The sequence below is a fragment of the Streptomyces sp. NPDC002092 genome, assembly GCF_053593775.1.
Map to the genome: position 1 here is coordinate 352502 of NZ_JBSFDG010000009.1, position 11886 is coordinate 364387.

13 protein-coding genes and 4 pseudogenes are annotated in these 11886 nt (G+C 70.8%); 8 read left to right on the forward strand and 9 right to left on the reverse strand.

The window, feature by feature from the left end; all coding sequences use genetic code 11:
• Nucleotides 1-199: 199 nt before the first annotated feature.
• Nucleotides 200-664, forward strand: a pseudogene (locus ACWCRD_RS22890) (ATP-binding cassette domain-containing protein); the annotation flags it as partial.
• A 21-nt stretch (nucleotides 665-685) separates the two neighbouring features.
• Here the strand turns inward: ACWCRD_RS22890 and ACWCRD_RS22895 are convergent.
• The 5 genes and pseudogenes from ACWCRD_RS22895 to ACWCRD_RS22915 all read right to left on the reverse strand — a co-directional run.
• Complete coding sequence (locus ACWCRD_RS22895; RefSeq protein ID WP_450967645.1) at nucleotides 686-871, reverse strand: hypothetical protein; 186 nt, start codon at nucleotides 869-871, stop codon at nucleotides 686-688.
• A gap of 165 nt (nucleotides 872-1036) precedes the next feature.
• Nucleotides 1037-1258: pseudogene (locus tag ACWCRD_RS22900) on the reverse strand (hypothetical protein); the annotation flags it as partial.
• A 96-nt stretch (nucleotides 1259-1354) separates the two neighbouring features.
• Nucleotides 1355-1576, reverse strand: a pseudogene (locus ACWCRD_RS22905) (zinc ribbon domain-containing protein); the annotation flags it as partial.
• A gap of 12 nt (nucleotides 1577-1588) precedes the next feature.
• Nucleotides 1589-1729: a hypothetical protein gene (locus ACWCRD_RS22910; protein WP_450967646.1), complete on the reverse strand. Its 141-nt coding sequence runs from the start codon at nucleotides 1727-1729 to the stop codon at nucleotides 1589-1591.
• A gap of 35 nt (nucleotides 1730-1764) precedes the next feature.
• Nucleotides 1765-2046, reverse strand: a pseudogene (locus ACWCRD_RS22915) (amidohydrolase); the annotation flags it as partial.
• A gap of 137 nt (nucleotides 2047-2183) precedes the next feature.
• Between ACWCRD_RS22915 and ACWCRD_RS22920 the strand changes: the two are divergent.
• Nucleotides 2184-3137, forward strand: a complete 954-nt coding sequence (locus ACWCRD_RS22920) for an endonuclease/exonuclease/phosphatase family protein (RefSeq protein ID WP_450967647.1) — start codon at nucleotides 2184-2186, stop codon at nucleotides 3135-3137.
• Nucleotides 3138-3185: 48 nt separating this feature from the next.
• Here the strand turns inward: ACWCRD_RS22920 and ACWCRD_RS22925 are convergent, their stop codons facing one another.
• The 4 genes from ACWCRD_RS22925 to ACWCRD_RS22940 all read right to left on the reverse strand — a co-directional run bounded on the left by ACWCRD_RS22925 (nucleotide 3186) and on the right by ACWCRD_RS22940 (nucleotide 8315).
• Nucleotides 3186-4169 (reverse strand): hypothetical protein, encoded by a 984-nt coding sequence (locus ACWCRD_RS22925; RefSeq protein WP_450967648.1) that lies wholly within the window; start codon nucleotides 4167-4169, stop codon nucleotides 3186-3188.
• Nucleotides 4170-4277: 108 nt separating this feature from the next.
• A complete protein-coding gene (locus tag ACWCRD_RS22930; RefSeq protein ID WP_450967649.1) occupies nucleotides 4278-6203 on the reverse strand; it encodes an FUSC family protein in 1926 nt (641 codons plus the stop codon).
• 550 nt (nucleotides 6204-6753) lie between these two features.
• Nucleotides 6754-7485: a DUF7873 family protein gene (locus ACWCRD_RS22935; RefSeq protein ID WP_450967650.1), complete on the reverse strand. Its 732-nt coding sequence runs from the start codon at nucleotides 7483-7485 to the stop codon at nucleotides 6754-6756.
• A gap of 41 nt (nucleotides 7486-7526) precedes the next feature.
• Nucleotides 7527-8315, reverse strand: coding sequence for a nucleotidyltransferase domain-containing protein (locus ACWCRD_RS22940; RefSeq protein ID WP_450967651.1), 789 nt, complete (start codon nucleotides 8313-8315; stop codon nucleotides 7527-7529).
• 116 nt (nucleotides 8316-8431) lie between these two features.
• Here ACWCRD_RS22940 and ACWCRD_RS22945 point away from each other — a divergent pair, with 116 nt between their 5' ends.
• The 6 genes from ACWCRD_RS22945 (at nucleotide 8432) to ACWCRD_RS22970 (ending at nucleotide 11882) form a co-directional block, all read left to right on the forward strand.
• On the forward strand, nucleotides 8432-9091 hold the full coding sequence (locus ACWCRD_RS22945; protein WP_450967652.1) for a class I SAM-dependent methyltransferase: 660 nt from the start codon (nucleotides 8432-8434) through the stop codon (nucleotides 9089-9091).
• Between the two features lie 174 nt (nucleotides 9092-9265).
• The gene (locus ACWCRD_RS22950; protein ID WP_450967653.1) at nucleotides 9266-10057 is read left to right on the forward strand and encodes a GNAT family N-acetyltransferase; all 792 of its coding nucleotides are present in this window, start codon (nucleotides 9266-9268) and stop codon (nucleotides 10055-10057) included.
• The gene (infA, locus tag ACWCRD_RS22955) at nucleotides 10054-10278 is read left to right on the forward strand and encodes a translation initiation factor IF-1 (RefSeq protein ID WP_225824102.1); all 225 of its coding nucleotides are present in this window, start codon (nucleotides 10054-10056) and stop codon (nucleotides 10276-10278) included. The genes ACWCRD_RS22950 and infA overlap by 4 nt, the downstream gene beginning before the upstream one ends.
• A gap of 97 nt (nucleotides 10279-10375) precedes the next feature.
• Nucleotides 10376-10792 carry a RidA family protein gene (locus ACWCRD_RS22960; RefSeq protein ID WP_450967654.1) on the forward strand — a complete coding sequence of 139 codons (417 nt, stop codon included), beginning with the start codon at nucleotides 10376-10378 and terminating at the stop codon, nucleotides 10790-10792.
• Nucleotides 10793-10800: 8 nt separating this feature from the next.
• The gene (locus tag ACWCRD_RS22965; protein WP_450967655.1) at nucleotides 10801-11400 is read left to right on the forward strand and encodes a gamma carbonic anhydrase family protein; all 600 of its coding nucleotides are present in this window, start codon (nucleotides 10801-10803) and stop codon (nucleotides 11398-11400) included.
• 11 nt (nucleotides 11401-11411) lie between these two features.
• Entirely contained in the window at nucleotides 11412-11882 is a 471-nt protein-coding gene (locus ACWCRD_RS22970) for an N-acetyltransferase family protein (RefSeq protein ID WP_450967656.1), read from the forward strand.
• The last annotated feature ends 4 nt before the right edge of the window (nucleotides 11883-11886 follow it).

Here is an 11886-nt window from a genome sequence, read left to right on the forward strand (position 1 = left end):
CAACTGACCCATACGATCAAGCACTCGAACCACGAACACCTGCTCCGATCACAGGACTTCACCCTCATCGGTAGAAATTCGCACTGCTCCGCATGCACCCCGTCGGAGTGGGCATGATTGCGAAATGCTCAGCGGCGCACTCCCGAGCACTGTTCAAGCAGTGTTCAGGAAGTACCCGCATTGTTCATTCGGGCGCGGAACCTACACCCTGACCGAGGAGCGCATGGCCACGTCGCTCGCCGAGGCCGGCGCGGAGGACGTGGTGGCCGATCTGCCGCGTGGCCTGGACACCCTGCTGGCCCGCCAGTTCAACGGCGGCCATGAGCTGTCCGGCGGCCAGTGGCAGCGGCTCGGCGTGGCACGGGCCGCCTACCGGCGCGGCCGGATCCTGGTCGTGGACGAGCCGACGGCCGCCCTGGACGCGCGGGCCGAGCTGGAGGTCTTCGAGAAGATCCGCGCCCTGGCCTCGGCCGGGCAGACCGTCGTCCTGATCACGCACCGGCTGGCGTCGGTGCGCCACGCGGACCTGGTGCACGTCCTCGACCAGGGCCGCCTTGCGGAGTCCGGCACTCCGGACGAGCTGCTGGCGAGCGGCGGTATCTACGCGGAGCTGTACTCGCTTCAGGCCGAGCAGTACTCGGCGCCGGTACCGAAGGCCGGTTGAGCCGGCGCCGCTGCGGAGCGGTCAGGCGACCGCGTCGACGGTCGCCTCGCCGCGGACGACCACGAGAAACGTGTCCGTCGCCAGGTCCATGACGACCTCGGCGGCCAGCCCTTCCAGGCGCCGCGCATGCGCGAACTCCTCGGCCGGCCACGATCCCCGCGGCCCGCCCGCGGGAAAGCGTTCGAGCACTGTTCGCCCGTTCACCATCCTGCACCTCCAGAAAGCGTCGTACTTGTAGGAGTTAACGCCTTGCAGGGGCCGAACGCCTCGCTCAGTTGCCGGACTGAGACGTAGTTGACACTCGTTCACCGCGGACTGTGAGGATCCGGTCACTTAGTGAAGATCCCGACCCCGATTCGACTACTTTCTGTTTCATTCCTTGCACTCGTCGTGATGCACCTGTGTATACGTCACCGGGAGCTCGACCAGGCCGCGGGCGCGCAGGGAGCGGCGCCAGCGCAGGTCCTCGTCCGCGAGTGCGAGTTCGGGGAAGCGTTCCAGGAGGGCGGCGACGGCGATCTCGGTCTCGGCGCGGGCCAGGGGCGCGCCCAGGCAGTGGTGGATGCCGTGGCCGAGGGCGAGGTGACCGGAGGCGATGGGGGGACCCGGGTGGGCCAGGCGAACTTGAGTTGACATGCTCCTCGTCCTGAGGGACGAGGATTCTGGCCTTCTCTACCGGAAACTGTGACGCTACGCGGCACGGTTTCCGGTCGGGAGTCCGTGGCTTCCTGTTTCTTCGCGCTGTGCCGGGATAGCTCCTGGTCTTACCGGCGCTCCGCAGGCCGATACCGCCAGTCCGGCGGCCGTCTTCACGTTGATCGCGGCGTTGGTGTCCCGGTCGTGGACGGTGCCGCAGGCGACGCAGGTCCATTCCCGGACGTTGAGGGGTTTGGGTCCGTCCACGGCGCCGCAGGTGGAGCAGGTCTAGGAGGTCGGCTCGAATCGGCCGATCTTCACCAGGGTGCGGAAGTAGCGCTGTGCTTTGTACGCCAGCATGCTGAGGAACGAGGCCCATCCGGCGTCGTGCACGGACTTGGCCAGCTTCGTGCGGGCCAGTCCTTTCACCGCCAGGTCCTCCACGGCGATCCCTTGGTTCTCGGATTGAACCACTCCTCGATGGGCAGGTCCTCGGCGACACCGCGCAGCGCGACCATCGGCGCATGCGTGTGGCAGTTGATCAGGCCGGGCATGGCGACCTGGCCGCGTCCGTCGATGCGCTCGGCCGCGGCGAGGTGCTCGACCGCGGAGGCGGCCGTCACCGCCTCGACGACCCCGTCCCGTACGACGACGGCGGCGTCCTCCTCGAACCCGACCCGTTCCTGGTCGTCGTGCACGAGGACGGTGCAGCCGGTGATGAGGAGATCGGCGGGAGAGTCGGTCATCCCGCCAACGTACGGCGCCGTCGTCGGCCGGCGTGAGCCGATCCGCGCATCCGGTCCCGTCCGGTCGCGGAAACGGCCGGTCTCGGGGACCCTGTCCTCACCACAGCTCGCCGCACGGCTTCTGGAAGGGGCCCGGCATGCTCCTCGGCACCTGGAACCTGGAGAACCTGTACCGGCCCGGCGGCCCCTTCGGGCCCAAGGACAAGGCCGCCTACGAGACGAAGCTCGCCTCGCTCGCCGCCGTGATCACGGAGCTCGACCCGGCGCTGCTCGGCGTGCAGGAGGTCGGCGAGCCCGAGGCGCTGGACGACCTGGTCGGCATGCTGGACGGCGACTGGCATGTCGCGTTGTCCGGGCATCCGGACGGCCGGGGCATCCGGGTCGGCTTCCTCAGCCGTACGGCGGTGGAGGTGGTGGCCGACACGAACGCGTTCCCGGCGGAGCTGCGGCCGGTGCAGGAGGACGACTCCGGTGCGCCGGTGTCGGCGGCGGGGCGCGGCTTCCTTGCGGTCGAGGTAGCGACGGACTTCGGCCCGCTGCGGGTGGCCGTGGCCCACCTCAAGTCGAAGCTGCTGACCTATCCGGGGAACCGTTTCTTCCCCCATGACGAGGGCGAACGGGCCCGCTACGGCGCCTACGCCCTCTACCGGCGCGCCGCCGAGGCGACGACCCTGCGCGCGCTGGCCGACACCCTGCTGGCCGGGGACGGACGCGAACGGGACGTCGCCGTGCTGGGCGACCTGAACGACGAGGTGCAGGCCGCGACCACGCAGATCCTGCTCGGTCCGCCCGGCTCCGAGATCGGCACACCCGGCTACGACCATCCCGACCAGGGCGATGCGCAGCGGCTGTGGGACGTGGCCCCGCTGATCCCCGCCGAGCAGCGCTACTCCCGCATCAACTCCGGGCGCCGCGAACTGATCGACCACATCCTGGTCAGCCACCGCCTGGTCCTGCGGGTGACGGCGGCGGGGACGGGCCTGCCGGGTGACGGGACGCTGCGGCTGCCGTCGGTGGGGCCGGATCCGGCGGACCGGCGGGGAAAACCAGGGTCGGACCACGCGCCGGTGTGGGTGCGGGTGGGGCAGTGATCCGCTCGGCGGGGCGCGCCCGGGCGGCACGCCCCGCCGCCGGGCTCGCTAGCGGTCCAGGTGGGCGACGAGCAGGTTCGGGTCCTGCTGGGTGAAGTACGCGGCGCTGTTGACGTAGAGCGTGCAGCCGCGCACCGCCACGGAGGTGGGGTTGGACAGCCCGTCCGCCTGCGTGAGGACGACGGAGTGGGTGCCGTCCGGGCGTACCTCGACGAGCTCACTGACGCCGATCAGGGCGGCGAGAACGGTGTCGTCGTGCGGTCCGGGGAAGGTGAAGTCGTCGACGTTGGTGAGCCCGGTCGCCCGGGTCTGGACCGCGCCCGCGGAGCCGTCCGGCCGTACCGGAATGCGCAGCAGCGTGCCCCGGTCACTGTTGGACACCCATACGGCTGAGCCGTGGACCTTGACGCCGTTGGCACCGAAACCGGCGCCCGTGACCGGGACCGGGTCGAGGGCGGTGTCCTTGGCCCACACGGTCGGCGTGCCCCCGGCCTGCGGAACCCGCCACACGATGCCCTGCGCCGAGTCGGCGGCGTAGAGCACGCCGTGGCGCTCGTCGAGGGCGAGGCCGTTGGGCAGGGCGGTCGTCGGCAGCTGCGCGATCTGCCGGGGTGCGCTGCCGTCGGGCGCGATGCGCCAGACGCCGGTCTTGTCGGTGCCGGTGGCGTAGTCGACGTAGAGCGTGCCGTCGTGGGCGCGGGCGATGCCGAAGACGGTCGCGGCCTTCAGCACGGGGGTGTTCGGGTTCGGCTCGTCGGGCAGGGTCGCGCGGATCGTGGTGTTCCCGTCCCGGGTGACGTGGGCGACCTGCCGGGCGGAGGCGAAGGTCAGATCGGCGGAGCCGTCGGGTTCGACGGCGATGTTCTCCGGGGTCTGCCCCGCGGCGAGGTCGAAGTGGGCGACGATACGGGGCCGGGACACGGTCGGTTCGTCCGCGGACGCGGGAGCGGTCGCGAGCACCGCCAGGGCGACGGCGGCCGTGGTGGCACCGGCCAGGTACGGGAGTCTGTGCAGGAACCTCTGCTGGGACATGAACCTCTCCTGGGACTGGGGCACGAAGGCACACGAAGGCACCAGTGTGCGTCGCGAGACAGGAACTGTCGTACGAATTTCCGTGCACCGCCTTGGGGCGGTGGGGTGCTACACGGCGAGGGGCAGCTCGGGCAGGCGTAGTCCCGTCCGTTCGCGTCCCTTCTCGAACTGCCGGAGCAGCTCGGCCAGTTGCTCCCGCTGGCGGGCGGACAGGCGTCCCGAGTCGTCGAGCTGCACGGCACAGGCGGTGGTCGTGTCGACGAGCCGTTCGAGGACGGCGACGACCTCGTCCGCGCCCTCCGAGTGCCGGGCGAGTGCGGGGAGTTCGGCGGCGGCGAGGGCGATGGCGGTCTCGGCTTCGGCGAGTGTGCGGTAGGCCTCCCGGCGGAGGGTCCAGCGGGTGGCCCGGGAGTCGGGGCCGGCCATGGGGTCGCGGGCCTCACGAAGAACATGGGCGAGGTAGGCGTGCGCGGCGCTGCCCGCCGCGACGAGCCGGGCCTGCACCGTCCCGCCCCGCTGCCCCGGCATCGGCAGATGCCCGACGACGAGGACGATCGCGCAGGCCAGCAGGGTCTCCCCGATCCGGCTGACGGAGGCCTGCGGCTCCCCGCCGACCATCACCAGGGCGAGCACGAGCACGGTGACCACGGCGGTCTGCGCGGCGAAGTGCCGGGTGGCGACGGGGATGAGGGCCCCGCAGACGGCCACGAGCGCGATGAGCCCTTCGGGCCGGGGCAGTACGGCTGCGAACCCGGCGAAGACAAGAGCCCCGAGCACGGTCCCGGCCGCCCGGCACAGCACCCGCGAGACCAGCGGCCCGAGGTCGGGCTTGACGAGGAAGACGGCGGTGGCCGGCAGCCAGTACCAGTGCGCGTGCTGTCCGTACCAGCGGGTGTGGTGCAGGGCCTGTGCCACGGCCGCGGCGGCCCCGAAGCACAGGGCGACCCGCAGGCCGTACTCCCGGCCGCCGGCCCCGAAGGCGAGACGGAACAGGTCCTTCACCGTACGCCGCCGGGTGTGCAGGTCGCCCCCTTCCCCCTGGTCGAAGGCGTCGGCGGCATGGAGCAGGGCGTCGTCGAGGGCGCGCAGGGCGGGGGCCATGGGGGTCCCCCCGCGCGAGCGAAGCCGAGCGTGGGGGAGGTGGGGTGCGGGCAGCGGCCCGGCGTGCGTGTTCTCCCGTACGGCGGCCGCGAGCCGCCGTGGCCCTTCGGACGCCCGCCCGGAGACGGCCTCCCCGGCCCAGGCGAGCGCGGTGGCTGCCTCGGCGAGCGGGAGGGCGGCGGCGTACTGCGCGTGCAGCCGTCGCTCCGCGGCGGAGGAGGCGTAACGCCGCAGCCGGGGGCCGGCGAGGGCGTCCTGCGCATGGTCGAGGGCCGCGGTCAGCGCGGCCCGGCGCGCGATGCCGTCCTTCGTCCCCGCCGCCTCGAGCAGATCGGCGACGGCGTCGTACACGGCCGCCACGGCGTCCCGCTCCCCGTCGAACCGGAAGTCACCGGCGGTGGCACCGGGGGTGGGGAGCAGCAGCCGCAGGGCGAGCAGCCACCCGGCGCCCGCCAGAAAGGCCAGGGCACGCAGCCACCCCGCCTCCGGGACCGGCATCCCGGCGCCGATGGCGGAGGCGACGAGCAACTGCGTCCCCGCACCGGAGGCGACGGGCCCGACGGCGCTGATGCCACCGGCCAACAGCCCGATGCCGGTGAGCAGGAGGGTGAGCACGACCGCTCCGACATGCGTCCCGGCATACGTCCCGGCGAGCAGCCCACCGGCCCCCGCGAGCGCGGGCACCCCGAGCCGCTTGACGGAGGCGCGACGGCTGCCGGGCCGGTCGTTGATCCCGGCGAGCATGGCGGCGATGGCGGCGACGACCCCGAGGGAGGTACGGCCGATGAGCACCGCGGCGAGGAGAAGCGGCCCGGCGGCAAGAGCGCCGCGCACGACGGCGCTCCAGGGGATGGGGCCGCGCTGGGTGCGGAGGGCGTGGGCGAGCCAGGGCGGCAGCGCGAGGTGACGGGTTTCAGAGCCGGTGCGGGACACGGGGGCTGGGCTCCTGTACGGACGAGGGCGGGGTGTGCCTTCGGGCGACGGTGGCCGAGTTGCGGGGTGTGGTGCCCACGGTAGATCGCGTTCCTGGAGCGAACGGGACGATTGTGTTTCCGGGGTGTGACGGTTGGCCGGAAGGGCACGTTCTTTATGAACGGAATTCCCTGATGAACTCAATTCCCTGATGAACGCGGACGGACCCGGGGGCGTAGCCTGCCCCCGGGCCCTGGGATGCCGTCCATATTCACACGCCGGCACGCTTGAGAACCCAGGTCAGTCGTTATGTCGTCGCGTCCTGCCTTTGGACCACCGCACATCGAGCTGTGCGGACTGGACTTGAACCAGCATTTCGACGCGCTGGGGCCTGGGCCCGGTCGATCCGGCGATCGACGGCGAATGCTGAGTCTGGAGCGATAGTCTGAGTTTGATCGCGGTCCACCCCTGATGTCCTTGGCGGGTGCGGACCGCTGAGTCACGACAAGCTTCAGCTTCAGCTTGCGCCCTTCGCGCACCCCGGCCGCAAAGGGCCGGGGAGTCTCAAAGGCTACCCGAACAGGTAGCCGAACACGGCGTCACCGACCCGCTGGTCGACGACATCGGTGCCGTTCGCCTCCTCACGCGCGAACTTCACCGCCTGCTGCAACTTCTCGACGCGGTCGAGGAGTTCGTTGACGCGGCGGGCGGGAAGAGCACCGGAGAACTTCACGGTGGTCCAGTACCCGACGGGAATGTCCTCGTAGTAGACCTCGACCTGGGCGGGATGCTTCTCGGTCGCCTCGGCCTTGACATGGTTCCGCGGCACCTTCTTGGTCCGCAGCGTCCGTACCGGCTCGGTCTTCCAGGCATCCGTGGACGGGTCCTGCACCCACGACTCGGAGGCGTCGAGAACGGGCAGCTTCCTTACGAAGGTGTTGAGATCGACGAGCTGCTTCTCTAGGAAGAGCAGGTAGGAAACGGGCACGTCGGCCACCAGCACCCGCCCGTCCACCTTCACATCGGCACGGGCGGTGCAGTTGGCCCAGTCCTTCGTGGCGGTCACGTCGAACAGCCGGGTCAGGGTCGCCGCGGTCTCCCGCAGCACGTTCTCGGCCTGCACCTGCACCCGCGTGGACTCGGGCGGCAGTTGCTCGCCCTCCTCGTCCTTCGGCTGGTAGGTACGCGAGATACCGGCCAGCAGAGCGGGCTTCTGCAGCCCGTGATGAGCGGCCGTCAGGTCCTGGTGCGCCTTGGACTTGATGCCCTTCTCCACTGCGATGATCTGATTGAGTTTCGCCACGTCCGGGACGGTAGCAGCGAGAACTGCGCAATCTCGAAGGATTATTCGCCGTCGGTCAAGGGCTGCATCGCAGAAGAGAAGAGTGCCTCCGCGTCATCGGTCACCCGCACCAACGCCTCCGGATCCGAGCCCAGTTGCTCGAGTACCGCGTCAATCCCCCGCAGTCCGGCCCGCTCCAGCAACCGCTTCTCATTCGTCACCCACTCCCCTCGCGCCGCCAGCACCGCGTGACCGGTCTGTACTGCGGCCGTGGCGACGGCTCCGGCGACCTCGGTGAGGCGGCCGTGCGGGGCGTGGTTGGCCTTCGCGTAGGCGAGCGTGGCGTGGGCGGTGCCCCGCCAGCGCTCGGCGGCGGAGGCCCGCAGCTTCTGCGGATACGCGGCCGGCCGGGGCGCCTCGCCCCGGAGCACCCGGTTGACCGCCAGTTCGGCGACGACCAGATAGCTCGGGATACCGGCGAGATGGAACATCAACGGCTGCACCCGGAACCGCCCTTCCTCCGCCTCCGCCAACTCGTGCTCGACGACATCGAGATCGCGGTAATGGACGTCGACGCGCCGCCCGTCGATCGTCAGCCAGGCACCGCCGTTGAAGACCCCGCCGCCCCAACCGCCGACCTCCGAGACCTCACCCGCCCAGCCGAGGGCGCGCAGCTCGGCCGGGTCGAACGGCCCGCGGTAGTAGACGGCCAGGTCCCAGTCGCTGTCCGGCCGGTGCGTGCCCTGTGCGCGGGAACCGCCGAGGGCGACGGCCAGGACAGTGGGAAGCGTGGCGAGGCGGTCGGCGACGGTGTCGAGGAAACCCTGGTCGTCTCTGGTCAGCTCCACCATGCCGGCCATCCTGCCAGGGCGTGACCGACACCACCTCACCGGGGCGGGCAGCGGTCACAGCGCCTGCGGCACGCTCACCCTGTACGCCGAAGACCGCCGCCCTGAAGGGGAACAGCATGCCGACCGAAGACGGACGAGTACTGGCGCAGTTGGAGCAGGCCCTCCAGCCCTCCTCCCCCATCCCGCAGGGCGACAACTGGGCCGCGGCCCCCGATCTGCTGCTGTACCTCGTCGAGCAGATACGGTCGCGGCGCCCCGCACTCATCGTCGAACTGGGCAGCGGCACCTCGACGTTGTGGCTTGCGACGGCCCTGCGCACCTTCGGCATACCGGGCCGCGTGGTGAGCCTGGAACATGATCCCGGCTACCACAAGCAGACCGCGCAGGGGCTCGACCGCCTGGGTCTCGGTGACTTCGCCGAGGTGCGGCTCGCTCCGCTGGAGCAGTTCACCATCCGGGGCGAGACCTGGCCCTGGTACGCCGAAGCGGCCTGGCGCGACCTGCGGGGTTGCGGCCTGCTGTTCGTGGACGGACCTCCCGGATGGTCCGCACCGCTCGCCCGCTACCCGGCCGTACCCCTGCTCGCCGACGCCCTCACCCCCGGAGCGGCGGTCCTCCTCGACGACCACGACCGCGCCGATGAGCAGGCCATAGTCGCCCGCTGGCTTCAGCAGCACCCCACCTGGTCGCTCGAACGTCTCGCACACCGGAAGGGGACGGCGGTGCTGCACGTTCCGGAGACGGAACCGAGTGGGGAGCGCTCAGAAATGGTTTGAGCGAGGCCGAGCCCCGCTGCTACGTTCCTGATGGACCGTGAAGTCGTCGTATGGAGGTGAGCCCCGTGAACGCAGTTACCCGTGGGTGCTCCCTCAACCCGTCACGGTCCGGCGGCTGACGTTCGGTGTCGCCAGGAGCGCCTGAGATCGAGGCACTCCTGGAGGGAGACTCCGATGAACACAAAGCCTTTCACATCCGGCCCGGGCGAGAACGCGTTGGTGATCACGCGCGTCGCGGACCGGCAATGGCATGCACTGGATGACGACCTGGTGGTCGGCCGCGGGCATGCGGAGCACCGGTCCGACGGACGCCTGTTCGTCAGCATCGACGCCTGGCACCACGCCACCTTCGACCGGCTCGCCGAAGCGATGCTCGCGGAACTTCCGGGGCCGCTGTACACGGTGGTCGACGAAGCCGACGTCGAGCTGACGGCCGGCTGGCGGCGGGCCGGTTTCAGGGTCCGGCGCCGCGAGTGGGAGTACGTCGTGCCGACCGACCCGCAGGTCACAGGGCTCGAAGCGGTGCTGCCTCCCGAGGGCGTGACCATCGTGCCCGCCGGTCGGGCGGACGAGGGCCTGCTGCGGGCGGTGGACCGCGCGATCCGTGCCGAGGTCGAGGCGAGTGCCGGATGGCATTCGATGCCAGCGGAGGTCATTCGCCGCCCCGCTGACGACACCATCGTCGACCCGTCGAAGTACGCGGTTGCCGCGGCGGCGGACCGCTACCTGGGGCTGATCCGGGTGGTGACGGTGATCCGCCCGCGCATCGGGCTGGTCGCTGTGCGGGCCGGTGAACAGCGCCGCGGCGTCGCGCGGGCGCTGCTCGCCCACGCGCTGGGGACGCTGCACCGCTCCGGATTCGCCACGGCCTGGGCCGAGGTCCAGGAGTCCAACCGAGCGGCCTCGGCACTGTTCGAGGGCATCGGCGCCCGGCCGGCGAGCAGCAACCTGGAGCTGGTGCGATGACGAAGAACAAGAACGTCATCGAGGTCGAGGGCAAGGTCGTCGAGTGCCTGCGCAGCGCCATGTTCACCGTGGAACTCGACAACGGCCACCAGGTGCTCGCGCACATCAGCGGCAAGATCCGTAAGAACTACATCAAGATCATGCTGGAGGACCGGGTGCTGGTGGAGCTGCCGCCGTACGACCTGACGCGCGGCCGGATCGTGTTCCGGTACCGGAACTAGCGGCGCCCCGGGCTGGGCGGAGGAAATTCGGATGCGCTCCCAGCGGCCGGACCGGACCATCGGGGAGTTGTCCGCCGCCCAGCCGAGGAGCCCCGTCGTGATCCGACGAGTCACTGTCCCTTCGCTCTTCCCGCCGCCTACGTACTCCCACGCCTCCGTCGTCGAAGCCGGCACCAAGCTGGCCTTCCTCGCCGGCTCCGTCCCCCTCGACGCCGAGGGAAAGCTGGTCGGCGAGGGCGATCCGGTGCGGCAGGCCGAGCAGGTGCTGGCGAATCTCGAGGAGCAACTGCACGCGGTCGGCAGCGACTTGGCCCATGTCGTGGCCACCGACGTGTACGTCGTCAGCGGTGAGACCGCCGTGCTCTCCGCCGTCTGGGACGTCGTCGAGGCGTCCGGGCTCAGTGTCGGGCCGCACTCGTCGACACTGATCGGCGTGGCGTGTCTGGGGTACACGGGGCAACTGGTGGAGATTACAGCCACCGCCGTAGTTCCCGAGGTTTCCCACGTTTCGTAAGGGGTCGCATGTTGATCGAGCATCGCGGGCGGCGTCCCGTCGTCCCCGATTCCGCGTACGTCGCCCCGACGGCCGTCCTGTGCGGTGCCGTGACCCTCGGCGAGCGGGCCAGGGTGCTGCACGGCGCCGTGCTCACCGCCGAGGACGGGGAGGTCCGCGTCGGCTCGGACGTCGTCGTCATGGAGAACGCGCTGGTCCGCGGGCGGGCCGGGCACCCCGCCTTCATCGGTGACGCCGTACTCGTCGGACCGCACGCCCATGTCAACGGCGCGACCATCGAGGACGAGGTGTTCGTCGCCACCGGGGCCTCCGTCTTCCCGGGGGCCGTCGCGGGCGCCGGCTGCGAGTTGCGGATCAACAGCGTGCTGCACGTCAACTCGGTGCTGCCGCCCGGCACCGTCCTGCCCATCGGCTGGATCGCGGCAGGGACGCCCACCGCCCGGCTCTTCGCGCCCGGCGCGCACGACGAACTATGGGCCGTGCAGCAGGAGTTGGACTTCCCCGGCACGCTGTACGGCGTCCCGCGCGGCACCTCCATGCGGGACATCATGGCGCGCCAGGTCGACTACTACGGCGCCCATCACCACGACCTCACCCTCAACGACTGACGGGATCGCACTTGCCTTTCGAAGCCACTCCCCCAGCTCTCCGCCGAGCCGCCTCGGGCCCCGATGCAGCCGCTGCGGCCGACGTCTGGTTGACCTCCTTCGCCGCCGCCCTGCCCACGGTCGTCAGCCCCCGCTCCGCCGACGAGGTGCGCGCCTACTTCCGGGACGTCGTCGTGCCCCTGCGCGAGACCTGGGTCGCGGACGCCGGAGCGGAGGGCGGCATCGTCGGCGTGATGGTGCTCCACGACGACGAGCTCTCCCAGCTGTACCTGCGTCCCGACTGGCGTGGGCGCGGCATCGGTGACCGTTTCGTCGCGCTCGCCAAGGAGCGCAGTCCCGGCGGGCTCAGCCTGTGGACCTTCCAGGTCAACAAGCCGGCCCACCGGTTCTACGAGCGGCACGGCTTCGTCGCCGTCGAGTACACGGACGGCAGCGGGAACGAGGAGCAGGAGCCGGACGTGCAGTACGTGTGGCGCCCTTGAACGT

Bases quoted from the DNA above. Each gene is read 5' to 3' on its own strand.
- ACWCRD_RS22925 (WP_450967648.1), bottom strand. From the start codon at position 4,169: ATGTCCCAGCAGAGGTTCCTGCACAGACTCCCGTACCTGGCCGGTGCC.
- ACWCRD_RS22965 (WP_450967655.1), top strand. From the start codon at position 10,801: ATGTTGATCGAGCATCGCGGGCGGCGTCCCGTCGTCCCCGATTCCGCG.
- ACWCRD_RS22950 (WP_450967653.1), top strand. From the start codon at position 9,266: ATGAACACAAAGCCTTTCACATCCGGCCCGGGCGAGAACGCGTTGGTG.
- infA (WP_225824102.1), top strand. From the start codon at position 10,054: ATGACGAAGAACAAGAACGTCATCGAGGTCGAGGGCAAGGTCGTCGAG.
- ACWCRD_RS22940 (WP_450967651.1), bottom strand. From the start codon at position 8,315: ATGGTGGAGCTGACCAGAGACGACCAGGGTTTCCTCGACACCGTCGCC.
- ACWCRD_RS22895 (WP_450967645.1), bottom strand. From the start codon at position 871: ATGGTGAACGGGCGAACAGTGCTCGAACGCTTTCCCGCGGGCGGGCCG.
- ACWCRD_RS22920 (WP_450967647.1), top strand. From the start codon at position 2,184: ATGCTCCTCGGCACCTGGAACCTGGAGAACCTGTACCGGCCCGGCGGC.
- ACWCRD_RS22945 (WP_450967652.1), top strand. From the start codon at position 8,432: ATGCCGACCGAAGACGGACGAGTACTGGCGCAGTTGGAGCAGGCCCTC.